Source organism: Variovorax beijingensis, from assembly GCF_007828835.1.
In the GTDB taxonomy this organism is placed as follows: Bacteria; Pseudomonadota; Gammaproteobacteria; order Burkholderiales; family Burkholderiaceae_C; genus Variovorax; species Variovorax beijingensis_A.
In genome coordinates this window covers 238,058-263,105 of the sequence record NZ_VIVL01000008.1, presented here as the reverse complement: position 1 = coordinate 263,105, position 25,048 = coordinate 238,058, and the positions used below count along the sequence as shown (strand labels likewise).

The window sequence follows — 25,048 nt, the reverse complement described above, 5'->3', positions numbered from 1 at the left end:
ACATCATGAGCAAGCCCAAGATCCTGGTCGCACGTGCGATCTTTCCCGAAACCATCGAGCGCCTCTCGCAGCATTTCGAGGTCGAGTCGAACCAGGCCGACCAGAGCTGGAGCAGGGAACAGCTGATCGCCAAACTGCAAGGCAAGCAGGGCGCATTCACCACGGGCAGCGAGCGCATCGACGCCGCTGTGCTCGACGCCTGCCCCGAGTTGAAGATCTGCGCCAATATGGCTGTCGGCTACAACAACTTCGACGTCGACGCGATGGCCGCGCACGGCGTGCTCGGCACCAACGCGCCCGACGTGCTCACCGAAACCACGGCCGACTTCGGCTTTGCGCTGCTGATGGCCACGGCCCGGCGCATCACCGAGAGCGAACACTTCCTGCGCGCGGGCAAGTGGCAGAAGTGGAGCTACGACATGTTCGCGGGCTCCGACATCCATGGTTCCACGCTCGGCATCATCGGCATGGGGCGCATCGGGCAGGGCATCGCCAGGCGCGGGGCGCACGGCTTCGGCATGAAGGTGGTCTACCACAACCGTTCGCGGCTCGACGCGGCGCTGGAGGCCGAATGCAAGGCCAGCTACCTGAGCAAGGAAGAGCTGCTCAAGACCGCAGACCACGTGGTGCTGGTGGTGCCGTATTCGCCGGCTTCGCACCACACCATCGGCGCGGCCGAGATCGCGCTGATGAAGCCGACCGCCACGCTGGTGAACATTGCGCGCGGCGGCATCGTCGACGACGCGGCGCTGGCCGTGGCGCTGCGCGAGAAGCGCATCGCCGCGGCGGGGCTCGACGTGTTCGAGGGCGAGCCCAAGGTCCACCCCGACCTGCTGACCGTGCCCAACGTGGTGCTGACGCCGCACATCGCAAGCGCCACCGTGCCCACCCGCCGCGCGATGGCCGAGCTCGCGGCCGACAACCTCATTGCCTGGTTCGGCGGCAAGGGGCCGCTGACGCCCGTCACGCCCGTTCCTCCCGCCGCCAGCTAATCGACAGACAAACACGGACCGTCATCGCCACCTTGGACACTTCCCTGATTCTTCTTCTGCTGGCCGCCTTTGCGGTGGTCCAGCTGGTGCTCGTGGTGTGGCTGCTGGCACGCCGCCAGCCTGCGCCCGACCACAGCGAGCTGCTTGCCGTGCTGTCCGCCATGGGCGCGGCCAACGAACGCACCGAGCGCGAGCTGCGCCACGAAATCGGCGAGAGCTCGCGCGGCGCGCGGCAGGAAACCGCGCAGGCCTTCGCCACCTTCCAGCAGGCGCTGGTGCAGCAGGGCGCCGAAGCCACCCGTACCCAGAACGCCCAGCTCGACGCCTTCTCGCTGCAGCTCGCCTCGCTGCAGAAGACCCTGGCCGATACGCTCAACACCCAGCTGCAGGGCCTGAGCGAATCCAATGCGCGCCGCCTGTCGGAAGTGCGAGCGACCATGGAAGCGCAGCTCGCGCAGCTGCAGCAGAGCAACACCGCCAAGCTCGACGAGATGCGCAAGACCGTCGACGAGAAGCTGCAGAGCACGCTCGAAGCGCGCCTTGGCGAGAGCTTCAAGCAGGTGGCCGACCGGCTCGAGCAGGTGCACAAGGGCCTGGGCGAGATGCAGACGCTGGCCGTCGGCGTCGGCAGCCTGCAGCGCGTGCTGACCAACGTGAAGACGCGCGGCGTGTTCGGCGAGGTGCAGCTCGAGGCGCTGCTCGAGCAGGTGCTCACGTCCGAGCAATACGCCAAGCAGGTCGAGACCAAGCCGCGCAGCGGCCAGCGTGTGGACTTCGCGATCCGCTTCCCGGGCCGCGGCGACGACGGCGCCCCGGTGTGGCTGCCGATCGACGCCAAGTTTCCGCGCGACGACTACGAGCGCCTGATCGATGCGCATGAGCGCGCCGATGCACCCGGCGCCGAACTGGCGGCCAAGGCGCTCGAGGCGCGCATCCGCGTCGAGGCCCGTTCGATCGCCGAGAACTACCTGGCGGCGCCGCACACCACCGACTTCGCCATTCTTTTCCTGCCGGTCGAGAGCCTCTATGCCGAGGTGCTGCGCCGGCCGGGCCTGATGGACGCCATCCAGCGCCAGCACCGGGTGACGCTGGCCGGCCCGACCACCTTGCTTGCCATGCTCAACAGCCTGCACATGGGCTTTCGCACGCTGGCGCTGGAGCAGCAGGCCTCCGAGGTCTGGAAGGTGCTGGGGGCGGTCAAGACCGAGTTCGAGCGCTACGGCGAATGGGTCTCGCGCATCAAGGAGCAGGTGGCCAAGGCCTCCGACACGCTCGACAAGGCCGACACGCGCGCCAAGCAGATGCGCCTGGCGTTGCGCAAGGTCGAGGCGCTGCCAGAAGCGCAGTCGCAGGTGCTGCTGCCTCCCACCGCCGACAGCGAGGGCGACGACACCCCGTGAAAGGCTCCGAACTGCTGCGCGTGATCGGCGCCCAGGTCTGCCTGCACGCCACCATGGCCGGCATGCGGCTCGCAACCCCGCTGCTGGCGCTGCAACTGGGCTACAGCGCGGCGGCCGTCGGCGTGCTGATTGCGCTGTTCGCGCTCACGCAGGTGTTCCTGGCGCTGCCGGCCGGGCGCTTTGCCGACCGGCATGGGTTCAAGCGGCCGCTGTGGCTCTCGGTCATTGCGGCCTCGGCCGGCGCGGGACTCGTGCTCGTTTTTCCGACCTTCACAATGATGTGCATCGCCGCGCTGCTGACCGGTGGCGCCACGGGTGCGACCGTCATCGCGCTGCAGCGCCACGTGGGCCGCTCCGCGACCAACGCCACCCAGCTCAAGCGCGTGTTCAGCTGGCTGGCGATAGCGCCCGCGGTCGCCAATTTCGTCGGCCCGTTCGTCGCCGGCATGCTCATCGACCATGCGGGACGCGCACCCGCGGACATGCTGGCGTTCCGGGTCTGCTTCGCGGTGATGGCGGCTTTTCCCATCGTCTGCTGGCTGCTTGCGCGCGGCGCGCACGAGCCGCCGCCTGCCGCACCCGCCGCCGGCGCCGCGCCCACGCGGGCCTGGGACCTGCTGCGCGAGCCGATGTTCCGCCGCCTGCTGTTCGTGAACTGGCTGCAGTCGTCGAGCTGGGATGTGCATGCCTTCGTGCTGCCGGTGCTGGGGCATGACCGCGGCATCAGCGCTTCGGTGATCGGCTCCATCCTCGGCGCCTTCGCCATTGCGGCGGCGGCCATCCGGGTGGTGCTGCCGCTGGTGGCCTCGCGCGCTTCGGAGCGCAGCGTGATCCTGAGCTCCACCTTCGTCACGGCGCTGGTGTTCGCGGTCTATCCGCTGCTCGGCTCGGCCTGGACCATGGGCCTGTGTTCCGTGATCCTCGGCCTCTCGCTCGGCGCGGTGCAGCCGATGGTGATGAGCATGCTGCACCAGATCACGCCGCATGCGCGGCACGGCGAGGCGCTGGGTCTGCGGCTCATGACCATCAACGCGTCGAGCGTGGCCATGCCGATGCTGTTCGGCTCGATCGGCGCGCTGATCGGCATCGCGGGCGTCTTCTGGGTGGTGGGCGGCGTGGTTGCGCTGGGGGCGCGGGCGACCTGGGGCCTGAAGGTCTAGCCGCCCCGCGAAGGCAGGGCGATGCCGCCGGAGCCCGGAACCGGGCTACAGCTTGTAGAAGCGCTTGATGGCGGACCAGGCGTCTTCGGGAGCGTCGACGTATTCGAAGAGCTTCACGTCGGCCGGCGAGATCACGCCTTCCTCGACCAGGAAGTCGAAGTCGACGAGCTTCTTCCAGTAGGCCGAGCCGAACAGCACGATCGGCACCGGCTTCGACTTGCGGGTCTGCACCAGCGTGATCACCTCGAACAGTTCGTCCAGCGTGCCGAAGCCGCCCGGGAACGCCACCAGCGCCTTGGCACGCATCATGAAGTGCATCTTGCGGATCGCGAAGTAGTGGAACTTGAAGCTCAGCGCCGGCGTGACGTAGGGATTGGCTTCTTCTTCCATCGGCAGCGCGATGGCCAGGCCGACCGAGAGGCCGCCGCCTTCGTGCGCGCCGCGGTTGGCCGCCTGCATGATGCCGGGGCCGCCGCCGGTGCAGACAAAGAGCTTGTCCTCGGGTTCCTTGCCATTGCTGTACTCCGCCACCAGCTTGCCGAAGGCGCGTGCCTTCTCGTAGTAGTGCGAACTGCGTGCCAGGCGGCGCCAGCGCTCGGCCGCCACCGCGTCGCCGCCGGCTTCGGCCTGCGCGACCAGCGCGGCGGCTTCTTCCTCGCTGCGGAAGCGGGCGCTGCCGAAAACCACCACGGTGTTTTCGATGCCGTGGGCGCGCTGCTCCAGGTCGGGCTTCATCAGCTCGAGCTGCATGCGGATGCCACGGGTTTCGCGGCGCAGCAGGAACTCCGGATCGGCAAAGGCGAGGCGCGAAGGATCGGGGTCGAGCGGAAGGCCTTTCTCGGAGTGGGACTTGAGGGTGGCCCAGGCGTCCGCGAGGCGCTTGTCGTGAAGGTCGTGCGTGTTGTTCATGGAGAAATCGGACAGGAAGACTTGCAGCATTGTGCAGCGTCGGGGATGCGGTGTTCCGCGGCTCAGAAGGTGCCGTGGCGCCCCTCGCCGCGAACGAAGCGCTCGGCACCGGCCGCGCCCTCGGCCGCGACGATCGGCACGCCAAGCCGGCCTTCCTGCCGCAGCGCACCGGCCAGCGGCAGGTTCCATTGGGCGTAGGCGGAATCGCGGTCCGCGAGCATGCATTGCTGCGGGAACGACGCGATCTCGCGCGCGAGCGCTTCGGCCTCGGGGCGTGCGCGGCCTGGCGGCACCACGCGGTTGACCAGGCCTATCGCCTGCGCCTCCCGGGCGCTCACGGGCCGGCCGGTCAGGATCAGATCGAGTGCGCGGCCCATGCCGACGATGCGCGGCAGCCGCACCGTGCCGCCGTCGATCAGCGGCACGCCCCAGCGCCGGCAGAACACGCCGAGCACGGCGTCTTCCTCGGCCACGCGCAGGTCGGCCAGCAGCGCGAGCTCCAGGCCGCCGGCCACCGCATGGCCGCTGATGGCGGCGACCAGGGGTTTCGCAAGCGCCATGCGCGTTGGGCCCATCGGACCCGTGCCGCCGCCCTCGGGGTCGAGTTCATTGCGGCGCGCGGGGTCGCCGACCGCGCCCAGGTCGGCGCCGGCGCAGAAGGTGCCGTGCTCGCCCCAGAGCACCGCGACGCGCTGGCTCTCGTCGGCCTCGAAGCGCTCGAAGGCGGCGCGCAGCGCCTCGGCCATGGGCCGGTCGACAGCGTTGCGCTGCTTCGGGCGATTCATGACGATGGTGCTGACCGGCCCATCGATCTCGGTGCGGACGCTGGCGGACGTGTTCATGGGCAGAAGGGTAAGCCCATCAACGGAAAAAGGCTCCTTGCGGAGCCTTCGTCGTCTGGCTGCTGGCCAGCCAGCAGGTGCAGAACTTAGACGCGCTTGCGGTATTCGCCGGTGCGCGTGTCGATTTCGATCTTGTCGCCTTGCGAGACGAACAGCGGCACCGGCACTTCGAAGCCGGTGGCGATCTTGGCGGGCTTGAGCACCTTGCCCGAGGTGTCGCCCTTGACGGCCGGCTCGGTCCAGGTGATTTCGCGCTCGACGCTGGTCGGCAGTTCGACCGAGATGGCCTTGCCGTCGTAGAACACCACTTCGACCGGCATGCCGTCTTCGAGGTAGTTGAGGGCGTCGCCCATGTTCTCGGCTTCGACTTCGTACTGGTTGTACTCGGTGTCCATGCAGACGTACATCGGGTCGGCGAAGTAGGAGTAGGTGCACTCCTTCTTGTCGAGCACGATCTGGTCGATCTTGTCGTCGGCCTTGAAGACCACTTCGGTGTTGAAGTTGGCGATCAGGCTCTTGAGCTTCATGCGCACGGTGGCGGAGTTGCGGCCGCCGCGGCTGTATTCGGTCTTGAGGACGACCATCGGGTCCTTGCCGTGCATGATGACGTTGCCGGCGCGGATTTCTTGAGCGATTTTCATATCAGGTTCTCTGGATGTTGGCCGCTCGGTGCGCGGAGCCGTCGGCGGCATTCTTGCCGGCATCATTGGCCCCACGGTACATGTCCCGCGGCAGGTTTGGCGGAGAGCATCTCGGATCTGTGTAAATCCGGGCCGAAATCCGCAAAGCCCGCTATTTTAGCTTTTTCCGGCGACCAGATGCCGCAATTGCGTGACCAAGTCCTCCTGGGCGCCCAGCCTTTCGCGGGCGGCCCGCACGGTTTCGTGCCATGGGCCCTGTGTTTCAAGAGGGGGCAGGGGGCTGCTGTCGAACCCGTTCCAGGCGCGGTGGAACTGCCGCAGCGACGGCGGGGCGCCCAGCCAGTCGAGCCAGGCGCCGAGCTTGACGTGATGGGCGTCGTCGTCCTGCGGGTAGATCTGCCAGACCAGCGGCGCGCCGGCCCACAGGCCCCGCACGAGCGAGTCTTCGCCGCGCACGAAATTCAGGTCGCAGGCCCACAGGAGGTGATCGAAATCGGCCTGCGCGAGATAGGGCAGGTATGAAATTGATAGCGCGCCGAGTCCCGAGAGCCCGTGATCCGGCTGTTTCCTGCCGGCAAAGAACGCCCGGACCGCATGCGCGGCGCGGCCCGAGGTGACCAGGAGCCGCGTGGGCTGCGAACCTGCCGCCAGCTGCTCGAGCAGGGCGGCCAGCGCCGGCGGCTCGTAGCAGAACAGCGACACCAGGCGTTCGCCATCGCGCCAGGGAATCTGCTGCGCCGCCAGCCACTGCGCGCGGTCGAAGCGTGCTCTTCGCTCCAGCAGGCCGGGCTCCCGCAGCAGGCCTCCCGTGGCGGGCGTGAAGCCCGGATAGAAAAAGCGCTTCGTCAACCCCATGCCGGGCCCCTTGAACACGGGCGAGGGCAGGCCGTGCAGGCGTTCGACGTATGGCTCGGCCGACAGGTATTCGAGATTGATCCACGCCCGGCCCGGCTCGCCCGGGGCCTGCGGCTCGGCAAAACGCGCAATCAGTTCGGGCGCCGGTTCGCAGCCGAAGGCCTCGATCAGCACGTCGGGCGGCGGGGCGGCCACGGCTTGCCGGACGGCGGCGGGCTCGAGCCAGTCGATCACGCTCACGCCCTCGCAGCCGGCGGGCGCCATCCAGTGCAGCGCGGTGGCGTCGTCGATCCACAGGCGCACGCGCTCGCCGAGGGCAGCCAGCTGGCTCGACAGCCGCCAGCACACGCCGAGGTCGCCGTGGTTGTCGATGACCCTGCAGAAAATGTCCCATTGCATGGTCGCTAGTTTGCCCGTCTTCGGCCTCGGCGAGACCCGCCGCTTGCTTGGTATGCTGGCCGGCACCCAACATCCGGAGAGAGAAACCATGCGCTTGCCGATCCGCCGCCGTTCGCCACTTTCCCTTGGTTTCTTTGGTCCACCCGGTGTGGCGAAAACAGTGCTCGCGCTTTCCCTGGCCATGGGCGGCTTGGCCGGCGCCTCGGCGCAGACGACGCCGTCGCTGACACCGCAGCAGCAGCGCTTCCACGACATCTACAAAGAGCTGATCGAGATCAACACCAGCCATTCGGTGGGCGACAACACGCTCGCGGCGCGCGCGATGGAAAAGCGCCTGGTCGAATCAGGCTTTGCGCCTGGCGACATCCAGATCTTCGAGCCCTTCCCCAAGAAGGGCAACCTGGTGCTGCGCTTCAAGGGCAACGGCAGCAAGAAGCCGCTGCTGCTGCTGGCCCACATCGACGTGGTCGAGGCCCGGCGCGAGGACTGGAAGACCGATCCGTTCAAGCTGCAGGAAACCGGCGGCTACTTCACGGCGCGCGGGTCCATCGACGACAAGGCCATGGCCTCGGCGCTGGTGTCGGTGCTGGGACAGCTCAAGCAGGAAGGCTTCAAGCCCAGCCGCGACATCATCCTGGCGCTGACGGCCGACGAAGAGCGCGGCGACGCGCTCAGCAACGGCGCCTTCTGGCTCATCAACAACAAGCCCGAACTGCTGCAGGCGGAATTCGGCATCAACGAAGGCGGCGGCGGCGAGCTGCGCGGCGGCAAGCCCAACCTGCACCGCATGCAGGTGGCCGAGAAGATGTACACCACCTACATGCTCGAGGCGCGCGACGTCGGCGGCCACAGCTCGGTGCCGACCAGGAACAACCCGATCTACGCGCTGTCCGCGGGGCTGGAGCGACTGGGCAGCTATGCGTTCCCGGTCAAGCTGGGCGAGGTCACCAAGACCTATTTCGCACGCAGCGCGCCGTTTGCCACAGGGCAGCTGGCCGACGACATGCGCGCCGTCGGCGGCGGCAACCCCGAGCCCGCGGTGATCGAGCGGCTCTCGGCCAACCCGGCCTACAACGCGCAGCTGCGCACCACCTGCGTGGCGACCATGGTGCAGGCGGGCCACGCAGAGAACGCGCTGCCGCAGTCGGCCAAGGCCACGGTCAACTGCCGCATCCTGCCGCACGACGACCCGGACGAAGTCGAGCGCCTGCTGACCCAGGCCGTCGGCAACGACAAGATCGTGGTGCGCAACCTCGGCAAGCCCTTGCGCAGCCCGGCCTCGCCGCTGAACGGCGACCTGGTGAAGACCGTGGAATCGGTGACGCAGGCCATGTGGCCGGGCGTGCCGGTGGTTCCCGCGATGAGCACCGGCGCCACCGACAGCCGATTCATGCGCAACGCCGGCATCCCGATGTACGGCGTGACGGGCATGTTCCTCGACCCGGCGGATGCGCGCGCCCACGGGCTGGACGAGCGCATCGAGATCCAGCGGCTCTACGACGGCCGCGAGTTCCTGTACCGGCTGGTGAGCGAGCTCGCCAGATAGGCGCCGCCCTCTCGCGGAGAGGGCGGGCGTTTTCGGTCAGGGTGTGAAGGTATCTCCCAGCACGATGCCTTCGCGCCGCGGATCGGCGCCGCCGGTGAGCACGGGTTTGCCGCCCACGTTCGTGCGGATGATGGTGCTGATGCCGCTGGACTGCGCCCCGAAGCCCACCGTGTGGCCGAGCGCGCGCAGCCCCGTGATCAGCGGGTCGTTGTTGCCCGAGTCCGAAGTGTCGATGGCCGGATGCTCGCCGCCCACGTTGGTGGTCTTGCTGTTGGAGGCGCCGAAGTCCACCAGCGAGGTGGCCTGCTGCGCATCGAGGCCCCAGTCGAGAGCGCCGACCAGCGTCTTCACCACGTACTGGATGATCGTGCCGCCGCCCGGCGATCCGGTTCCCATCACGAACTCCCCCATGCTGCCGTCGCTGTTCTTCCTGAACACCATCGTGGGCGCCATCGTGCTGCGCGGTCGCTTGCCGGGAGCGACGCGGTTGGCCACCTTCACGCTCGGGGTGACGCTGGTGTCGTCGGGGTTGGAGGCGAAGTCGGTCAGCTGGTTGTTCAGCATGAAGCCCTGGGTCATGTGGAACGAACCGAGCGTGCTCTCGACGGTGGTGGTCATCGTGACGACGTTGCCCTGCTTGTCGACGATGGTGAAGTGCGTCGTGCCGTGCTCCTCGGTCTTGTCGATGCCCAGGGGCACGCTCCCGAGGTCGCCCGGCAGCGCCGTTCCCATGCTCGCCGACAGGCTGATCAGGCTGGCCCGCTTCTGCAGGTAGGGCTTGTTGATCATGGTGTCGACCGAGCCGCCGGGCAGCGGCACGAAGTCGGTGTCGGCCACGTACTTGTCGCGGTCGGCATAGGCCAAGCGCTCGGCCTCGCTCACCAGGTGCACACCCATCACGGCCGGCTTGCCGCCTTCGAGGTCGATGGCGGTGGGTTTGTACAGGCCCAGGTTGAAGGTTTCGAGGATGCCCAGCGACTGCACCACCGCAATGCCGCCGGACGACGGCGGCGACATGCTGCACACGTAGTAGTCGCGGTAGGTGCCGCAGACCGGTTCGCGGCGCTTGGCCACATAGCCGGCCATGTCGGCCATGGTCGTCTTGCCGGGCGTGATGGCCGAACCGTCGACGGCCGCCGTGATCCCGATCTTGTCGATGATGCCTTGTGCAATGGCGCCGGTGTAGAACGCGTCTGCGCCCTGCGTGGCGATGGTGCCGAGGGTCCTCGCGTAGGCCGGGTTCCTGAGCCTGGTGCCCAGCGCCTTCGGCGTGCCGTCGTCGTTGAAGAAGTAGGCCGTGGCCTCGGCGTCGCGCTTGAGGCTGGCGGCCGAGCCGGAGATGGCGGCGGCCATGCGTCCGCCGATCGGGAAGCCGTCGGCGGCGAGCGTGATGCCGTAGCTGAAGAGGTCCTTCCAGGGCAGCTTGCCGTGGTCCCTGTAGGCGATGTCGAGCATGCGCACCGCGCCGGGTGTGCCGATGGAACGGCCGCTCGCACGGGCGCTGGGCTTGGGCGGGTTCTGGTCCGCCACGTCGTCGATCCAGCGCAAGTAGTTCTCGGTTGCCGCAGCCGGCGCCATTTCGCGCCCGTCGTAGGCCTGCAGCTTCCTGGTCGCCGCGTCGTAGTGAAGCATGAACGCGCCGCCGCCCAGGCCGCTGGATTGCGGCTCGACCAGGCCCAGCACGGCCTGCACCGCCACCGCCGCGTCGACCGCGCTGCCGCCGGCCTTGAGGATGTCGCAGCCCGCGCGCGTGGCGAGCGGATGGTTGGCCACCACCATGTAGTTCTTCGCGTAGACCAGCTTGTGGCCGACGACGTAGCCCGAGGCGGGCTCGGGTGCCGCCGGGTCGCCCGGGTCGCCGGAACCCACCACGACCGGCGTGCCGCCGTCGCCGATCAGGCAGCCCTTGTCGGTTTCGGGCGGCGGCGGGACGGGCCGGTTGGCGTTGGCCGCGTTGATGGCGGCGATCGTCGCGACCAGGGCGGCGTTGTCCTGTGCGCCACTGCCGCCGCCCCCGCAGCCGGCCACGGTCAATGCCAGCGCGATCGGAGACAGTGCCAGCCAGGCGCCCGTCCGGATGTTTTTCTTCATGGAGAGTTTCCCCGAGTAGTCTTGATGAAATGACACAGGCGCTCCTCGCGCCCGCCATCATCAGCACAATTCATTCCAGGCCGATCGGGGTTTCCTCGCAGGCTGGCCATGCGGGCCTGGCGTGCGCGCCACAATAGCCGCCATGTCAGACGTGCATTCCGATCAATTGCTCAGCGAAGTCGCGGCCCTGCCGCAGCTGCCGGGCGTCTACCGCTATTTCGATGCGGCCGGCGCGGTGCTCTACGTGGGCAAGGCGCGCAACCTCAAGAAGCGGGTTGCCAACTATTTCCAGAAGAGCCATGGCGGCACGCGCATCGGCCACATGATCAGCAAGATCGCGCGCATGGAGACCACCGTGGTGCGCTCCGAAGCCGAGGCGCTGCTGCTCGAGAACAATCTCATCAAGACGCTCAAGCCGCGCTACAACATCCTGTTCCGCGACGACAAGAGCTATCCCTACCTGAAAATCGCCTCGCACGAGTTTCCGCGCCTGGCCTACTACCGCGGCGCGGTCGACAAGAAGCACCGCTACTTCGGGCCCTACCCGAGCGCCTGGGCGGTGAAGGAATCGATCCAGCTGCTGCAGAAGGTGTTCAGGCTGCGCACCTGCGAGGACACGGTGTACGCCAACCGCACGCGTCCCTGCCTGCTGTACCAGATCAAGCGCTGCACCGGCCCCTGCGTGGGCTACATCACGCCCGAGGCCTATGCGCAGGACGTGGCCAGCGCCGAAGCCTTCCTGATGGGCGACACCCAGCTCGTGCTCTCGAAGCTCGAGGCGCGCATGACCGAGCACGCCGAGAAGCTCGAGTTCGAGCAGGCGGCCGAGCTGCGCAACCAGATGTCGGCGATCTCGCGCGTGCTGCACCAGCAGTCGATCGAGATCGCTTCCGACAAGGACGTCGACATCCTCGCCGTCAAGGTGCAGGGCGGCAAGGCCTGCGTCAACCTGGCGATGGTGCGCGGCGGACGGCACCTGGGCGACCGCGCCTATTTTCCGGTGCACGTGGAAGACGCCGCGCAGATCCATCATGGCGAGCTCGATGCGGAAGAGGGCGCAGTGCCCGCCGTGGCCGATCCGATCGAAGTGCAGGTGCTCGAGGCCTTCATTGCCCAGCACTACATCGACGTGCCCGTGCCCGCCACGCTGGTGCTGAGCCACCTGGTGAGCCGCGAGCTGATCGAGGCAATCTCGCAGCAGGCCGGCGCGCGCGTGACGGCGGTGTTCCAGCCGCGCGAGCAGCGCCGGCACTGGCTGGAGATGGCCGAGACCAACGCCGGCCTGCAACTGGCCCGCCTGCTGGCAGAAGAAGGTTCGCAGCAGGCGCGCACCCGCGCGCTGGCCGATGCGCTCGAGCTCGCGCCGGACGACCTCGACAACTTCCGCATCGAATGCTTCGACATCTCGCACACCGCGGGCGAGGCCACGCAGGCTTCGTGCGTGGTGTTCGAGCACCACACGATGCAGAACCGCGAATACCGCCGCTACAACATCGAGGGCATCACGCCCGGCGACGACTACGCCGCGATGCGCCAGGTGCTGCACCGCCGCTACGGCAAGCTGGCCGAGGCGATGGCGGCCGAGACCGAGGCGCTGGCGCCGGGCGACGCCGAGAGCGATGGCAGCGGCGCATCGCCCAAGACCCGGACCGCGCGCATGCCGGAACTGGTGCTTGTCGACGGCGGCAAGGGGCAGGTGTCGATGGCGCGCGAAGTGTTCAGCGAACTGGGCCTGCCGCTGTCGCTGATCGTCGGCGTCGAGAAGGGCGAGGGCCGCAAGGTCGGCCTCGAGGAACTGGTGTTCGCCGATGGCCGCGAGAAGGTCTACCTGGGCAAGGATTCCGCGGCGCTGATGCTGGTGGCGCAGATCCGCGACGAAGCGCACCGCTTTGCCATCACCGGCATGCGCGCCAAGCGCGCGAAGGTGCGCGTGGGCGGCAGCCAGCTCGAAGACATTCCGGGCATCGGACCGAAGCGCCGCGCGCGCCTGCTGCAGCGCTTCGGTGGAATCCGCGGCGTGGCGGCGGCCAGCGTCGAGGACATCGCGTCGGTCGAAGGCATTGCCACGGACCTGGCCGAGGAAATCTATCGCGCACTGCATTGAGGCCGATTGCCCCCGGCTTTCGGTTCCGCCTCTCGCGCATGACACAATCGCCCGCATGTTCTGGACCCTCCCGACCATCATGACCTGGACGCGCATCGTCGCGATTCCATTGATCGTTGGTGTGTTCTACCTGCCGATGGCCGAGCCGATGCGCAACCTGATCGCCACGGTCATGTTCATCGTCTTCGCGGCCACCGACTGGCTCGACGGCTTCCTGGCGCGAAAGCTCAACCAGACTTCGGCCTTCGGCGCCTTCCTCGATCCAGTGGCCGACAAGTTCCTGGTCTGCGCCTCGCTGCTGGTGCTGGTGCACCTGAACCGGGCCGACGTGTTCGTGGCGCTGATCATCATCGGCCGCGAAATCGCGATCTCGGCCCTGCGCGAATGGATGGCGCAGATCGGCGCCAGCAAGAGCGTGGCGGTCCACATGATCGGCAAGGTCAAGACCACCGTGCAGATGGTCGCGATTCCGTTCCTGCTCTATGACGGACATCTCTTCAAGATCATCGACACCGGCCTCTGGGGGCAGTGGCTGATCTGGATCTCGGCCGTGCTCACGATCTGGTCGATGGTCTATTACCTGCAGAAGGCCATCCCCGAAATCCGGGCCCGCGCGAAATGAGCGTGGCTGCGGCCCGCGGCGCAAGCTGGCTGCGTGCCATGCCGGCCGTCTTCGTGCTCATCTGGAGCACGGGCTTCATCGTTGCGCGCTATGGCATGCCTTATGCGCCGCCGCTCAAGTTCCTGGCCGTGCGCTTTGCGCTTTCTCTTGTGTGCTTCTGCCTCTGGGTCGCGCTTGCGCGGGTCCCCTGGCCGAAGGAGCGTGCGCAGTGGGGACACCTAGCGGTCACCGGCGTCCTGATGCAGGCCGGCTACCTGGGCGGCGTCTGGGCCGCGGTGCATGCGGGCATGGGCGCGGGGCTGGTGGCATTGCTGGTCGGCATCCAGCCGGTGCTGACCGCCGTCTGGCTGTCGTTCAACGGCGGGCGCATTTCGCAGCGCCAATGGGCCGGGCTGGTGCTCGGCTTTGCGGGCCTGGTGCTCGTGGTGTCGCGCAAGTTCGGGCAGGGATCGGAGGTCAGTGCGTTGACCATGGCGCTTGCGGTGATGGCGCTCCTTTCGATCACGGCGGGCACGCTGTACCAGAAGCGCTTCGTCGCGCCCTGCGACGTGCGCAGCGCGAGCGCCGTGCAGATGGTGGCCGCATTGATCGTGTGCCTGCCCTTTGCGGCGATGGAATCGCAGGGCATCGAATGGAACGCGCATTCGACCGGCGCCATGGCCTGGTCAGTGCTGGTGCTGTCGCTCGGCGGCAGCTCGCTGCTCTACATGCTGATCCAGCGCGGCACGGCCACCGCCGTCACGAGCCTGCTCTACCTGGTGCCGCCGTGCACCGCGGTGATGGCCTGGCTGCTGTTCGCCGAGCCGATCACACTGGTGACCTTGCTGGGCATCGGGCTCACCGCAGCCGGCGTGAGCCTTGTGGTGCGCAGCGAGCGCTGAGCCGCCTTTGCTTTTTCTTCAGCGCGGCGCACCGGCCTTGCCGGGTTTCCAGGGCTCGCCGCGAAACTGTTCCGCCAGGTGGTCGAGCAGCAGCCGCACGCGGCGCGGCGTCTTGGGGCGCCAGGGCGCGATCCAGTGGATGTCGGCATCGGGCATGGCGTAGTGGGGCAGCACGCGCACCAGCTCGCCGGAAGCCAGCTGCGGTGCGATGTCCCACAGGCTGCGCAGCATGATGCCGTGGCCGGCCAGGCACCAGTCGCGCACCATCTCGCCCGAATTGCTCGTCAGCGGACCCTGGACGCGCACGCGCGCGGTGCTGCCGTCGCGCGCATGGCGCAGGGTCCACAGCGCGAACTGGTGCTGGTTGACCTCGCCGTTCTCGCGCGCGACCAGGCAGTCGTGCGCCGCCAGCGCGTCGACCGTGGCCGGCAGGCCGCGCCGTTCTACATATGAAGGAGATGCGGCGAGCACGCGCTGGTTGCGCGCAATGCGGCGCGTGACCCAGTCGGCCGCGCGGCGCTGCTGCACGGCCCAGAGCCAGAGCGCGCCGTCATATCCTTCGGCGCCGAGGTCGGGCAGCCGCTCGGTCAGCAGCAATTCGATCTGCAGCCCGGGATGGCGCGCCTGGAAGCTGGCCAGGGCAGGGCCGAGCCAGCGCCGGCCGAAGCCGAAGGTCGCAGCCAGCCGGATGGTGCCGACCAGTTCGTTCTGCCGCTCGCCGAGCTCGCTTTCGAGCGCGGCAAAGCCTTCGAGCAGCGCCCTGGCATGCAGGCAGACCGCTTCTCCCTCGGCCGTCACGCTGAGCCGGCGCGTGGTGCGCTCGAACAGCCGCTGGCCCAGCCGCGCCTCGAGCGCGCCGAGCCGCTTGGTCACGACGGAGGGCACCACGTCGAGCGTGGCGGAGGCGCCCGCCAGGCTTCCCTGGTCGCGGATGGCCAGCACCAGTTCGAGATCGCCGCGGTCCATCGACAGTGGATTCATGCCAAATCGGAAAGTATGAATTGGTCGATTGTTGCTTGATGATCGATGGAGCGCAACGCACAATCGCCGCGTGACTGCTTCCTTCTTCGACTTTCCCGAATTCGACATCGAGCGCAACGGCGTGCGTGTGCATGGCCGCATCGGCGGGCGCGGCGCGCCCCTGCTGCTCCTGCACGGGCATCCGCAGACGCACCTGATCTGGCACCGCGTGGCGCCGGTGCTCGCCGAGCAGTTCACTGTGGTGGCGGTGGACCTGCGCGGCTATGGCGACTCCGGCCGCCCTGCGGACGATGCGGATCACATGGCCTACAGCAAGCGCGAGATGGCGCTCGATGCGCTCGCCGCCATGCGCCATCACGGCTTCGAGCGCTTCGGCGTGCTGGCCCACGACCGCGGCGCGCGGGTCGCGCATCGGCTGGCCGCCGACCATGCGGCGGCCGTCGACCGCATGCTGCTGCTGGACATCGCGCCCACGCTCTCGATGTACGAGAACACCACCGAGGCCTTTGCGCGCGCCTATTGGCACTGGTTCTTCCTGATCCAGCCGCCGCCGCTGCCCGAGGCCCTGATCGCCTCCGACCCGGTGCGCTACGTGCGCAGCGTGATGGGCGGGCGCCACGCGGGGCTCGCGCCCTTCGCGCCCGAGGTGCTGGCCGAGTACGAGCGCTGCGCGGCCATTGCGGGCACGGCCGAATCCATCTGCGGCGACTACCGTGCGTCCGCGACCATCGACCTCGTGCACGACCGCGCCGACATCGCCGCCGGCCGCAAGCTTGCGCAACCGCTGCGCGTGCTCTGGGGCGAGCACGGCGCAGTGGGCCGATGCTTCGACGTGCTCTCGCTCTGGCGCGAATGCGCCGCCCGGGTTTCGGGCCGCGCCTTGCCGTGCGGCCACTACGTACCGGAGGAAGCCCCGCGCGAACTGCTCGCCGAGGCGCTCCAGTTCTTCACTTCCCCTCTCCAGCAAGAAGGAACCAGACCATGACCACCCACAGAATCGCAGTCATCGCCGGCGACGGCATCGGCAAGGAAACCATGCCCGAAGGCCTGCGCGTGGTGGATGCCGCGGCGCGCAAGTTCGGCATCGACCTGAAGTTCGACCACTTCGACTTCTCGAGCTGGGACTACTGCGAGAAGCACGGCAAGATGCTGCCCGACAACTGGAAGGACCAGATCGGCGGACATGACGCCATCTACTTCGGTGCGGTCGGCTGGCCCGAGAAGATTGCCGACCACGTGTCGCTCTGGGGCTCGCTGCTCTTGTTCCGCCGCGAATTCGACCAGTACATCAACCTGCGTCCCGCGCGCCTGATGCCAGGCATCACGGCCCCCGTGGTGCGGCGCGACGGCACGCCGCGCGAGCCCGGCGAGATCGACATGTACATCGTGCGCGAGAACACCGAAGGCGAATACTCGAGCATCGGCGGTCGCATGTACGAAGGCACGCCGCGCGAGATCGTGGTGCAGGAAACCGTGATGTCGCGCGTGGGCGTCGACCGCGTGCTCAAGTTCGCCTTCGAGCTCGCACAGTCGCGCCCAAAGAAGCACCTGACGAGCGCCACCAAGTCGAACGGCATCTCGATCACCATGCCCTACTGGGACGAGCGCGTGGCCGAAATGGCGAAGAACTATCCGGGCGTGAAGCTCGACAAGTTCCACATCGACATCCTCACGGCCCACTTCGTGCAGCGGCCCGACTTCTTCGACGTGGTCGTGGCCAGCAACCTGTTCGGCGACATCCTGTCCGACCTCGGCCCTGCGTGCACCGGCACCATCGGCATCGCGCCCAGCGCCAACCTCAACCCGGAGCGCACCACGCCCTCGCTGTTCGAACCGGTGCACGGCTCGGCGCCCGACATCGCGGGCAAGGGCATCGCCAACCCGATCGGACAGATCTGGTGCGGCGCGATGATGCTCGAGTTCCTGGGCCACAAGAACGCGCACGACGCGATCCTTTCCACCATCGAAAAGGTGCTGGCGCCCCAAAGCGGAGCGCCGCGCACGCCCGACATCGGCGGCAAGGCGAGCACCAGCGACCTTGGCAAGGCCATTGCCGAGGCCCTTTGAAAATCGTCTTCAAGAAACGCCCCTAAAATCGCGCGCTCCGCTGTTCTGCACGGCCTCGTGTCGTATTGACACCCTGCAGACCAGTGGTTGTAATCCTCGCTGGCAGCGCGCTGCCGAGGCGTCAGTCCTGCCAGGCTTGTCGAGCCGCGTCATTTCGCGGCCAGCTCGCAGCTGACGAAAGCCGACCAACTTTATTTCTTCTACAAGGGGCCCTTGTGAACAAGACCGAACTGATTGAGCACATCGCAAAGAACGCCGATATTTCCAAGGCAGCCGCTACCCGCGCGCTGGAATCCACCATCGGCGCCATTCGTACCACGCTCAAAAAAGGCGGCTCGGTGTCGCTGGTCGGTTTTGGCACTTTCGCAGTCGGCAAAAGGGCGGCTCGCACCGGCCGCAATCCGCGCACCGGCGACGCGATTAAAATCAAGGCCGCCAAGATTCCGAAGTTCCGTCCGGGCAAGGCGTTGAAAGACGCGCTGAACTAAGACGTAGACTCGGAGAAGTATTCCCGGTGGGGTGCTTAGCTCAGCTGGTAGAGCGGCGCCCTTACAAGGCGTAGGTCGGGGGTTCGAGCCCCTCAGCACCCACCACCACCCGATGCAAAGGCGAACACTGGTTCGCCTTTTTTATTGCCGTCCCGACATCTGTCGCAAAAGAGTGTTCAAGCATGTTTGATTTCTTCCGCAAGTACAACAAGATCGTCATGATTTTCTTGTTCTTGCTGATCATTCCCTCGTTCGTCCTCTTTGGCGTGGAGCGCTATCAGGGCTCCGGCGGCGAAGTGAAGGTTGCGCGGGTCGATGGCCAGAGCATCACCCGGCCCGAGTGGGATGCGCAGCATCGCCTCGAGACCGACCGCATCCGCCAGCAATCGCCCAACGTCGACCCGGCGCTGCTCGAATCCGACGTGATGCGCTATGCCACGCTGGAGCGCATGGTGCGCGACCGCGTGCTGGCCGCGGCGGCGGCCAAGTCGAACGTGACCGTCTCCGAAGAGCGGCTGTCGCGCATCTTCGCGCAGGACACGGGCCTTGCGGCGTTCCGCACGCCGGACGGCAAGTTCGACCGCGAGAGCTTCCAGCGCGTCACCGGCCGCACGCCGGAGCAGTACGAGGCGTCGATGCGCGCCGAACTGGCCACGCAGCAAATGCTGTTGGGCATCACCGGCACGGCCTTCACGCCGCCCGCGCTGGCTGCGGCAACCATCAACGCCTTCTACGACCGCCGCGAGATCCAGGTCGCGCGCTTCAGCCCCGAGAGCTTCGCGTCCAAGGTGACTGTGAGCGATGCCGACGTGGAGGCCTACTACAAGGCCCATACCGCCCAGTTCCAGGCGCCCGAGCAGGCCAGCATCGAATACCTCGTGCTCGACCTGGAAGCCGCCAAGAAGAACATCTCGGTCAACGAGGCCGACCTCAAGACCTACTACGAGCAGAACACGGCGCGCTTCGGCACCAAGGAAGAACGCCGCGCCAGCCACATCCTGATCACCGCACCGGCAAGCGCACCGGCAGCCGACCGCGCCAAGGCCAAGGCCAGGGCAGAGCAATTGCTCGCCGAAGTGAGGAAGGCGCCCGCCACCTTCGCCGACGTCGCGCGCAAGAACTCGCAGGATCCCGGATCGGCGGAGAAGGGCGGCGACCTCGACTTCGTGACCCGCGGCGCGATGGTCAAGCCTTTCGAGGATGCGCTGTTCGCGCTCAAGAAGGGCGACATCAGCGACGTGGTCGAAACCGAGTTCGGCTATCACATCATCCGCCTCGCCGACATCAAGCCGGCCGTGGTGCCGCCGTTCGAGCAGGTGCGCGCCACCATCGAGAACGAAGTCCGTGCGCAGCAGGCGACGCAGGAATTCGCGAAGGCCGCGGAAACCTTCACCGATGCGGTCTACCAGCAGCCCGACAGCCTCAAGCCCGCGGCGGAAAAGCTGAAGCTCACGATCCAGACGGCCGGCAACGTCTCGCGCACGCCGCCGCCGGGCGCCACCGGCGTGCTCGCGAACCGCAATTTCCTGAACGCGCTGTTCGCGGCCGATTCGCTGGACCGCAAGCAGAACACCGAAGCCATCGAAGTCGGCTCCAACCAGCTCGCGGCAGGCCGCGTGACGCAGTACACGCCCGCGCATCCGATGCCCCTGGCCGAAGTCAAGGACAAGATCCGTGCGCAGCTCATCACCGAGCGTGCCGCGGTCATGGCCAAGGCAGAGGGCGAAGCCAAGCTCGCCGCCTGGACTGCCAAGGCCGACGGCGCCACCTTTGGCGCGCCGGTCACGGTTTCGCGACGCGAAGCGCAGGCCCAGCCCATTGCCGTCATCGATGCAGCGCTGCGCGCCGACGCGTCCAAGCTGCCTGCGCTGGTGGGCGTCGACCTGGGTACGCAAGGCTATGCGGTGGTTCGCGTGATGAAGGTGGTTCCGCGCACGCCGTCGGCGCCTGAGCAAACGCAGCAGGAGAACGCGCAGGTCGGCCAGTCGGTGGCTGCGGCGGAAGAAGTTGCTTACTACAACGTGCTGAAGGAACGCTTCAAGGCCGAGATCCTCGTGCCGAAGCCGGCGGAGACGCTGCCCACGGCAGCCCGCTGACCCGTGGGACCGGCGCGCGCTGTCGCGCCTGGGTCAGCGGCCCGCGGCACTCGTCGCACGTGGGACAAGTGCAAGCTGCGCTTGTCGCCAGAATCCCAGGCATGGGAACCCTCTATCTCGTGCGTCACGGCCAGGCCAGTTTCGGCGCTGCCGACTACGACAAGCTGAGCGAGCTCGGGCACAGGCAGTCCGTGCGCCTCGGCGAATACTGGCGGGAGCGCGGCATGCATTTCGATGCCGTGATCACCGGCACCCTGAAGCGCCATCGCCAGACCTGGGAAGGCATTGCCGAGGGACTGGCGCTGAAGCGCGACGATGTGCTGGCGTGGCCCGGGCTCAACGAGTACGACAGCGAGGCGGTCATTGCCACCATCCACGAAGGCAAGCTCGAGAAGCCCGACTCGCCCGAGATGTACCGCCACCACTTCCGCCTCTTGCGCGATGGCCTCGGCGCCTGGATGCAGGGCCGGACCCGGCCCGTCGGCATGCCGAGCTATGTCGACTTCCTGGCGGGCGTGACAACGGCGCTCGACCATGTGCGCGCCCGCCACCATGGCGCCAAGGTGCTGGTGGTGTCGAGCGGCGGACCCATCAGCACGGCGGTTGGCCATGTGCTGGGAACGAGCCCGGAAACCACGATCGAACTGAACCTGCGCATCCGGAACACCGCCGTGACGGAGTTCGCCTTCACGCCCAAGCGGCACATGCTCGTCACCTACAACACGCTGCCGCACCTGGACGCTGCGGCCTACGAGAACTGGATCACCTACGCCTGAGGCCCCGGTGCAGGGGCACGATCGGCCTCAGGCCTGCCAGACGCCGTAGCCGCTCCTGCGCAGCGCGATGCCGAGCTCGACCTCCATCGATCGTGCATCCTCGTAGCTCATCGGGTTGTAGCGTTCGTAGAGCGCAGGCAGCAGCCTGAGGCCGAAGGCCTGGACGAAGCTGTTGGCCTGGATGCCGGCCTTGTGCTTGTCGAAGCGGATGTCGGGGTCCAGCCCGGTCATTCCCACGTAGACGAAGGGCTTGCCGAGCTGGTAGTCGGGATTCGCGCGCCTGAACCGGCCATGGTTCCAGACGCGGTCATCGAGTTCGACCACGTAGACGTGGTGCGTGGCCCGTGGTTTGCGCGGCATCGATCCGCACTGCCGGCCGGGTCAGCTCTTGCGCTTGATCAGGCCGTACAGGATCAGCAGCACGATCGCGCCGAGCACCGAGGCAATGAAGCCCGCACCCTGGCCCGCGGTGTACCAGCCGAGCGCCTGGCCGACATAGGTCACGATCAAGGAACCTGCCACGCCGATCAGCGTGGTCACGATGAAGCCGGCGGAATCGTCGCCCGGCTTGACGGCCCGCGCCACCAGACCCACGATGAACCCGATCAGGATGGTCCAGACGATGCTCATGAAGAAATTCCTTTGGCGGTGAAATGGAAAGTGGCGGTCGCTGGGGAACGCGCGAACCGTCGAAGCAAGCGGCGCTCATGATAGCGGAGCAACGCGATCGCCGAAGCCGGCTGAATCACATCGGGCTCGATGTCCGAGAACTTTGGCGCAGACGGCCATGTCCTGGTTGCTGCTGCGTCCTACAGGGTGCTTCGCGGCGCAGCGCTATACCGGGACCATGCTGGAAAAACTGCCTGAAGTCATCGGCCACGCGCTGCAGGGAATGCGCGCGGGCCTGGACAAGATCGTCTTCAATACGCTGGGCATGCGGCAGGGCATGGCGTCGATCGCCTTGAGCAGCGTTGCTTTCGCGGACCACGCGCCCTTGCCGTCGCGCCATACGGCCGATGGAGAAGGCCTGTCGCCGCCGCTGCAATGGGCCGGGCTTCCGGCGGGCACCGGATCGCTGGTGCTGGTGGTCGAGGACGCCGATTCGCCCACGCCGAATCCGCTCGTGCATGCCATCGTCGTCGGGCTGCGGCCGACCGAGGGCAAGCTCGACGAAGCGGCCATCCCGAGCCGGGACAATGCCGGCGCCGCCGGTTTGCACGTGGGTCGCAACTCCGGGCTGCAGGCCGCCTGGCTGCCTCCCGATCCGCCCCCGGGACACGGCGCTCACCGCTACGCCTTCCAGCTGTTCGCGCTCGACGGCATGCCCGCGTTTTCCGCGGCGCCAGGCCGGGACGAGGTGTTCGACGCCCTGCGGAAGCACGCGCTCGCGAGCGGCCTGCTGATCGGCACCTGCGAAAGGCCGGATGGCTCGATCAAGATCAAGAAGACAGCCCCGGCCGGGCCCCTCGCCACGGGTTGAGAAGAATTTCAGGCCCGTTCGGATGCCCCGGTGGCGAAAACCGGGGTTTTTGCCGCTACAATTGAAGGCTCTGCGGTGGCTGTAGCTCAGCTGGTAGAGTCCCAGATTGTGATTCTGGTCGTCGTGGGTTCGAGTCCCATCAGCCACCCCAAAACATCTTTCCCGACTGCTATTGCGCAATAGCGTCCACGGGAACACAACGCCGGGCCAGCCCGGCGTTGTCATTTTCGGCTCTTGCCGCTGGCGCAGCACTCTTCCTTTGGCTTCATAAAAAGCGTCCAAACCGGTGCGCGCTGCATTGTGCGTTGCCGCAAACCTGGCGCAGGGCCCTCAATTTTCCCGCAACGGCCCGCTTGTAATAAATTGGAATTGAATTAAAATCCGCCCCGTTTCCAATTTTCAGGAGTCCAACAATGGCTTCGACCCTTGCCGATATCAATTCCCAGATCAAGAAGTACGACGAGCAGATTGCGCAATTGCGCAAGCAGGCCGAAGACCTTCGCAACCAAGAGCGCGCAGGCGTGATTGAAGATGTGCGCCGGAAGATCGCTGAATACGGCCTGACCGCGTCGGACCTGAAACTCAGTGCACGCGGCGGCTCGGTCAAGCGCAGCGCAGGGGTTCCCGCGGTCAAGGCAGCAGCCAAATACCGTGGTCCAACCGGCGAAACCTGGTCTGGCGGCCGCGGCCGCAAGCCGCGTTGGGTGACCGAGGCACTGGCCGCGGGCAAGTCGCTTTCCGAGTTCGAGATCAAGTAAGCGCCGAAGCGGGCCACTGGCCAATAAAAAAGCCCGCGGATGCGGGCTTTTTTATTGGGTGCGAATCCGGGCAAACCCGCGGCACTCAGTTCACCATCACGAGTTTTCCTTTGACGCCGCGCGATCCCATGTGGGCATAGGCGGCTTTCAATTGTGACATCTGCATCGTGCTGTCGATCACGGGCTTGATCTTTCCCTGCCCGTACCAGTGCGCCAATTCGGCCATCATTTGTGCATTGGCCTTGGGCTCGCGCTTGGCGAAATCGCCCCAGAACACGCCGACCAGGGAAGCGCCTTTCAACAGCGTGAGGTTCAATGGCAGCGAGGGAATCGGCCCGGAGGCAAAGCCGACCACCAAATAGCGTCCGCGCCATGCAATCGAGCGAAATGCAGGCTCGGCGAAATCACCGCCCACCGGGTCGTAAATGACATCGGGGCCTTTGCCGTCGGTCGCGGCCTTGATGGCATCGCGAAAGCCGCCTGGAAGCGCATGCGTGGTGTAGTTGATCGTGGCGTCGGCGCCAATGGAGCGGCAGAGTTCGCATTTCTCGTCGGTAGAAGCCGCCGCAATCACTTTGGCGCCTGCCGCCTTTGCGATTTGAATGGCGGCGGTGCCCACGCCGCCTGCTGCACCGAGCACGAGCACGGTTTCACCGGCCTTGAGTTGTGCGCGGTCCATCAGCGCATGCCACGAGGTGGCATAGATCATGATGAACGCCGCCGCGTCGACATGGCCGAAGCCTTCGGGCAGCGGCATGCACAGCGCCGCCGGCGCCAGCGTGTGGGTTGCGAAGCCGCCCGTGCCCGAGAGACACGCCACGTTCTGGCCGACCTTCAGGTGGGTGACGCCTTCGCCCACCGCCTGGACGACGCCGGCGTATTCCGAACCGGGCACGAACGGCAGCGTCGGCTTGATCTGGTATTTGTTCTGCACGATCAGCAGATCGGGGAAGTTGAGGCTGGCGGCCCTGATTTCGATCAGCACCTGGCCCGGACCCGGCGCCGGCGTCGGCAGTTCCTTCCAGGTCAGCGCATCGACGCCGGTGGGGTTTTCGCAAAGCCATGCGTGCATGCTCGGGTCTCCTTTGAATCAGTCGTGTGTGGGCAATGAATGCGAGGCGATGATAGGGGGCGCGGCAGGGCGCCGTTGTCCCTGCTGCGACGCACGCGGCGCCTACAATCCGGGCACTGAAAAGCACCATGAAGATACTTATTTCCAACGACGATGGTTTTCAGGCGCCGGGCATCGTCGCATTGCACGACGCATTGAAAGACATCGCGGACGTCGAGGTGGTTGCACCCGAGCACAACAACAGCGCCAAGTCGAATGCCCTCACGCTGGCGGCGCCGCTCTACGTGCACAAGGCGCACAACGGTTTTCGCTACGTGACAGGCACGCCGGCCGATTGCGTTCACATCGCGCTCAAGGGGCTGCTCGGCTACCGGCCCGACCTGGTGGTCTCCGGCATCAACAACGGCGCCAACATGGGCGACGACACCATCTACTCCGGCACCGTGGGTGCGGCCATGGAGGCCTATCTGTTCGGCATCCCCGCCATCGCGTTCTCGCAGATCGAGAAGGGCTGGGCGCATGTCGACGCGGCCGCGCAGGTGGCCCGGCGCCTGGTGCAGCAGATCGAGCGCGAGCGCATGCTGGACGGCGGCGCCTTCCTGCTCAACGTGAACGTTCCGAACCGGCCGCTCGACGAGCTCAAGCCGATCCAGGTTTGCCGGCTGGGCCGGCGCCATTCGGCGGAGAAAGTCATCACTCAGGAAAGCCCGCGGGGCGAGACGATGTACTGGATTGCAGGTGCCGGAGGCGCCAAGGACAGCGGCGAGGGCACCGACTTCCATGCCACCGCCGCCGGCCACATTGCGCTGACGCCGCTGCAGATCGACCTGACCGACCATGCCAACCTGGGCCAGTGGCGCGAGACGGTTGCCCGTCTCGGTAATTGAG

Annotated in this window: 24 protein-coding genes and 2 tRNA genes; 17 read left to right on the top strand and 9 right to left on the bottom strand. The window is 67.0% G+C overall.

Annotated elements, in window-relative coordinates:
* The first annotated feature begins 5 nt into the window (after positions 1–5).
* Genes FB547_RS22940 through FB547_RS22930 form a run of 3 tightly spaced genes read left to right on the top strand, consistent with a single transcriptional unit; the run spans position 6 to position 3,552 of the window.
* Positions 6–992: a 2-hydroxyacid dehydrogenase gene (locus tag FB547_RS22940; protein WP_145745941.1), complete on the top strand. Its 987-nt coding sequence runs from the start codon at positions 6–8 to the stop codon at positions 990–992.
* 32 nt (positions 993–1,024) lie between these two features.
* Positions 1,025–2,392, top strand: coding sequence for a DNA recombination protein RmuC (locus FB547_RS22935; protein WP_145745940.1), 1,368 nt, complete (start codon positions 1,025–1,027; stop codon positions 2,390–2,392).
* Positions 2,389–3,552, top strand: a complete 1,164-nt coding sequence (locus FB547_RS22930; RefSeq protein WP_145745939.1) for an MFS transporter — start codon at positions 2,389–2,391, stop codon at positions 3,550–3,552. The genes FB547_RS22935 and FB547_RS22930 overlap by 4 nt, the downstream gene beginning before the upstream one ends.
* Before the next feature lie 45 nt (positions 3,553–3,597).
* On the opposite strand, the gene FB547_RS22925 is transcribed toward FB547_RS22930, so the two are convergent.
* The 4 genes from FB547_RS22925 to earP form a co-directional block, all read right to left on the bottom strand.
* Positions 3,598–4,461 (bottom strand): TIGR00730 family Rossman fold protein, encoded by an 864-nt coding sequence (locus FB547_RS22925; protein WP_145746003.1) that lies wholly within the window; start codon positions 4,459–4,461, stop codon positions 3,598–3,600.
* 62 nt (positions 4,462–4,523) lie between these two features.
* The gene (locus FB547_RS22920) at positions 4,524–5,303 is read right to left on the bottom strand and encodes a crotonase/enoyl-CoA hydratase family protein (RefSeq protein ID WP_145745938.1); all 780 of its coding nucleotides are present in this window, start codon (positions 5,301–5,303) and stop codon (positions 4,524–4,526) included.
* A gap of 86 nt (positions 5,304–5,389) precedes the next feature.
* Positions 5,390–5,944 (bottom strand): elongation factor P, encoded by a 555-nt coding sequence (gene efp / locus FB547_RS22915; protein WP_012746921.1) that lies wholly within the window; start codon positions 5,942–5,944, stop codon positions 5,390–5,392.
* A gap of 156 nt (positions 5,945–6,100) precedes the next feature.
* Positions 6,101–7,264: an elongation factor P maturation arginine rhamnosyltransferase EarP gene (earP, locus tag FB547_RS22910; RefSeq protein ID WP_145746002.1), complete on the bottom strand. Its 1,164-nt coding sequence runs from the start codon at positions 7,262–7,264 to the stop codon at positions 6,101–6,103.
* A gap of 22 nt (positions 7,265–7,286) precedes the next feature.
* Between earP and FB547_RS22905 the strand changes: the two genes are divergently transcribed.
* Positions 7,287–8,744 carry a M20/M25/M40 family metallo-hydrolase gene (locus FB547_RS22905; RefSeq protein WP_145745937.1) on the top strand — a complete coding sequence of 486 codons (1,458 nt, stop codon included), beginning with the start codon at positions 7,287–7,289 and terminating at the stop codon, positions 8,742–8,744.
* A gap of 36 nt (positions 8,745–8,780) precedes the next feature.
* Here the strand turns inward: FB547_RS22905 and FB547_RS22900 are convergent, their stop codons facing one another.
* Complete coding sequence (locus FB547_RS22900; protein ID WP_145745936.1) at positions 8,781–10,835, bottom strand: gamma-glutamyltransferase family protein; 2,055 nt, start codon at positions 10,833–10,835, stop codon at positions 8,781–8,783.
* Between the two features lie 142 nt (positions 10,836–10,977).
* Here FB547_RS22900 and uvrC point away from each other — a divergent pair, with 142 nt between their 5' ends.
* From uvrC to FB547_RS22885, 3 genes are read left to right on the top strand one after another with little or no spacing between them, the layout of a single operon-like run.
* Positions 10,978–12,939: an excinuclease ABC subunit UvrC gene (gene uvrC, locus FB547_RS22895; protein WP_145745935.1), complete on the top strand. Its 1,962-nt coding sequence runs from the start codon at positions 10,978–10,980 to the stop codon at positions 12,937–12,939.
* Positions 12,940–12,994: 55 nt separating this feature from the next.
* A complete protein-coding gene (gene pgsA, locus FB547_RS22890; protein WP_145745934.1) occupies positions 12,995–13,561 on the top strand; it encodes a CDP-diacylglycerol--glycerol-3-phosphate 3-phosphatidyltransferase in 567 nt (188 codons plus the stop codon).
* The gene (locus tag FB547_RS22885; RefSeq protein ID WP_145745933.1) at positions 13,558–14,442 is read left to right on the top strand and encodes a DMT family transporter; all 885 of its coding nucleotides are present in this window, start codon (positions 13,558–13,560) and stop codon (positions 14,440–14,442) included. Before pgsA ends, FB547_RS22885 begins: the two co-directional genes overlap by 4 nt.
* Positions 14,443–14,460: 18 nt before the next feature.
* Here the strand turns inward: FB547_RS22885 and FB547_RS22880 are convergent, their stop codons facing one another.
* Positions 14,461–15,423 (bottom strand): LysR substrate-binding domain-containing protein, encoded by a 963-nt coding sequence (locus FB547_RS22880; protein ID WP_145745932.1) that lies wholly within the window; start codon positions 15,421–15,423, stop codon positions 14,461–14,463.
* 70 nt (positions 15,424–15,493) lie between these two features.
* On the opposite strand from FB547_RS22880, the gene FB547_RS22875 reads away from it, so the two are divergent.
* The 6 genes from FB547_RS22875 to FB547_RS22850 all read left to right on the top strand — a co-directional run bounded on the left by FB547_RS22875 (position 15,494) and on the right by FB547_RS22850 (position 20,850).
* Positions 15,494–16,408 carry an alpha/beta fold hydrolase gene (locus FB547_RS22875; protein ID WP_145745931.1) on the top strand — a complete coding sequence of 305 codons (915 nt, stop codon included), beginning with the start codon at positions 15,494–15,496 and terminating at the stop codon, positions 16,406–16,408.
* The gene (locus FB547_RS22870; protein WP_012746930.1) at positions 16,405–17,490 is read left to right on the top strand and encodes a tartrate dehydrogenase; all 1,086 of its coding nucleotides are present in this window, start codon (positions 16,405–16,407) and stop codon (positions 17,488–17,490) included. Before FB547_RS22875 ends, FB547_RS22870 begins: the two co-directional genes overlap by 4 nt.
* A 215-nt stretch (positions 17,491–17,705) precedes the next feature.
* Positions 17,706–17,978, top strand: a complete 273-nt coding sequence (locus FB547_RS22865; RefSeq protein WP_007830705.1) for an HU family DNA-binding protein — start codon at positions 17,706–17,708, stop codon at positions 17,976–17,978.
* Between the two features lie 29 nt (positions 17,979–18,007).
* A tRNA-Val gene (locus tag FB547_RS22860) sits at positions 18,008–18,083 on the top strand.
* 77 nt (positions 18,084–18,160) lie between these two features.
* Complete coding sequence (locus FB547_RS22855) at positions 18,161–20,074, top strand: SurA N-terminal domain-containing protein (RefSeq protein ID WP_145745930.1); 1,914 nt, start codon at positions 18,161–18,163, stop codon at positions 20,072–20,074.
* A gap of 101 nt (positions 20,075–20,175) precedes the next feature.
* Complete coding sequence (locus FB547_RS22850) at positions 20,176–20,850, top strand: histidine phosphatase family protein (RefSeq protein ID WP_145745929.1); 675 nt, start codon at positions 20,176–20,178, stop codon at positions 20,848–20,850.
* Positions 20,851–20,877: 27 nt separating this feature from the next.
* Here the strand turns inward: FB547_RS22850 and FB547_RS22845 are convergent, their stop codons facing one another.
* Together FB547_RS22845 and FB547_RS22840 are read right to left on the bottom strand one after the other, a co-directional pair.
* Positions 20,878–21,210, bottom strand: coding sequence for a hypothetical protein (locus FB547_RS22845; protein ID WP_145745928.1), 333 nt, complete (start codon positions 21,208–21,210; stop codon positions 20,878–20,880).
* Positions 21,211–21,231: 21 nt separating this feature from the next.
* On the bottom strand, positions 21,232–21,480 hold the full coding sequence (locus FB547_RS22840) for a GlsB/YeaQ/YmgE family stress response membrane protein (protein ID WP_012746934.1): 249 nt from the start codon (positions 21,478–21,480) through the stop codon (positions 21,232–21,234).
* A gap of 217 nt (positions 21,481–21,697) precedes the next feature.
* Between FB547_RS22840 and FB547_RS22835 the strand changes: the two genes are divergently transcribed.
* From FB547_RS22835 to FB547_RS22825, 3 genes are all read left to right on the top strand, one after another.
* On the top strand, positions 21,698–22,330 hold the full coding sequence (locus FB547_RS22835; protein WP_145745927.1) for a YbhB/YbcL family Raf kinase inhibitor-like protein: 633 nt from the start codon (positions 21,698–21,700) through the stop codon (positions 22,328–22,330).
* Between the two features lie 75 nt (positions 22,331–22,405).
* Positions 22,406–22,481: transfer RNA gene (locus FB547_RS22830), tRNA-His, on the top strand.
* Positions 22,482–22,743: 262 nt separating this feature from the next.
* Positions 22,744–23,088 carry an H-NS family nucleoid-associated regulatory protein gene (locus tag FB547_RS22825; RefSeq protein ID WP_012746936.1) on the top strand — a complete coding sequence of 115 codons (345 nt, stop codon included), beginning with the start codon at positions 22,744–22,746 and terminating at the stop codon, positions 23,086–23,088.
* Positions 23,089–23,173: 85 nt separating this feature from the next.
* Here the strand turns inward: FB547_RS22825 and FB547_RS22820 are convergent, their stop codons facing one another.
* Positions 23,174–24,160 (bottom strand): NADPH:quinone oxidoreductase family protein, encoded by a 987-nt coding sequence (locus tag FB547_RS22820; protein WP_145745926.1) that lies wholly within the window; start codon positions 24,158–24,160, stop codon positions 23,174–23,176.
* A 128-nt stretch (positions 24,161–24,288) separates the two neighbouring features.
* On the opposite strand from FB547_RS22820, the gene surE reads away from it, so the two are divergent.
* A complete protein-coding gene (surE, locus tag FB547_RS22815) occupies positions 24,289–25,047 on the top strand; it encodes a 5'/3'-nucleotidase SurE (RefSeq protein WP_145745925.1) in 759 nt (252 codons plus the stop codon).
* Position 25,048 lies beyond the last annotated feature (1 nt).

Excerpts from the sequence above, each read along its gene's own strand:
- FB547_RS22870 (WP_012746930.1), top strand. The coding sequence starts at position 16,405 with ATGACCACCCACAGAATCGCAGTCATCGCCGGCGACGGCATCGGCAAG.
- uvrC (WP_145745935.1), top strand. The coding sequence starts at position 10,978 with ATGTCAGACGTGCATTCCGATCAATTGCTCAGCGAAGTCGCGGCCCTG.
- FB547_RS22900 (WP_145745936.1), bottom strand. The coding sequence starts at position 10,835 with ATGAAGAAAAACATCCGGACGGGCGCCTGGCTGGCACTGTCTCCGATC.
- FB547_RS22880 (WP_145745932.1), bottom strand. The coding sequence starts at position 15,423 with ATGAATCCACTGTCGATGGACCGCGGCGATCTCGAACTGGTGCTGGCC.
- FB547_RS22885 (WP_145745933.1), top strand. The coding sequence starts at position 13,558 with ATGAGCGTGGCTGCGGCCCGCGGCGCAAGCTGGCTGCGTGCCATGCCG.
- efp (WP_012746921.1), bottom strand. The coding sequence starts at position 5,944 with ATGAAAATCGCTCAAGAAATCCGCGCCGGCAACGTCATCATGCACGGC.
- FB547_RS22835 (WP_145745927.1), top strand. The coding sequence starts at position 21,698 with ATGCTGGAAAAACTGCCTGAAGTCATCGGCCACGCGCTGCAGGGAATG.
- FB547_RS22925 (WP_145746003.1), bottom strand. The coding sequence starts at position 4,461 with ATGAACAACACGCACGACCTTCACGACAAGCGCCTCGCGGACGCCTGG.
- surE (WP_145745925.1), top strand. The coding sequence starts at position 24,289 with ATGAAGATACTTATTTCCAACGACGATGGTTTTCAGGCGCCGGGCATC.
- FB547_RS22905 (WP_145745937.1), top strand. The coding sequence starts at position 7,287 with ATGCGCTTGCCGATCCGCCGCCGTTCGCCACTTTCCCTTGGTTTCTTT.
- FB547_RS22820 (WP_145745926.1), bottom strand. The coding sequence starts at position 24,160 with ATGCACGCATGGCTTTGCGAAAACCCCACCGGCGTCGATGCGCTGACC.
- FB547_RS22825 (WP_012746936.1), top strand. The coding sequence starts at position 22,744 with ATGGCTTCGACCCTTGCCGATATCAATTCCCAGATCAAGAAGTACGAC.
- FB547_RS22855 (WP_145745930.1), top strand. The coding sequence starts at position 18,161 with ATGTTTGATTTCTTCCGCAAGTACAACAAGATCGTCATGATTTTCTTG.
- FB547_RS22850 (WP_145745929.1), top strand. The coding sequence starts at position 20,176 with ATGGGAACCCTCTATCTCGTGCGTCACGGCCAGGCCAGTTTCGGCGCT.
- pgsA (WP_145745934.1), top strand. The coding sequence starts at position 12,995 with ATGTTCTGGACCCTCCCGACCATCATGACCTGGACGCGCATCGTCGCG.
- FB547_RS22920 (WP_145745938.1), bottom strand. The coding sequence starts at position 5,303 with ATGAACACGTCCGCCAGCGTCCGCACCGAGATCGATGGGCCGGTCAGC.
- FB547_RS22940 (WP_145745941.1), top strand. The coding sequence starts at position 6 with ATGAGCAAGCCCAAGATCCTGGTCGCACGTGCGATCTTTCCCGAAACC.
- FB547_RS22840 (WP_012746934.1), bottom strand. The coding sequence starts at position 21,480 with ATGAGCATCGTCTGGACCATCCTGATCGGGTTCATCGTGGGTCTGGTG.
- FB547_RS22845 (WP_145745928.1), bottom strand. The coding sequence starts at position 21,210 with ATGCCGCGCAAACCACGGGCCACGCACCACGTCTACGTGGTCGAACTC.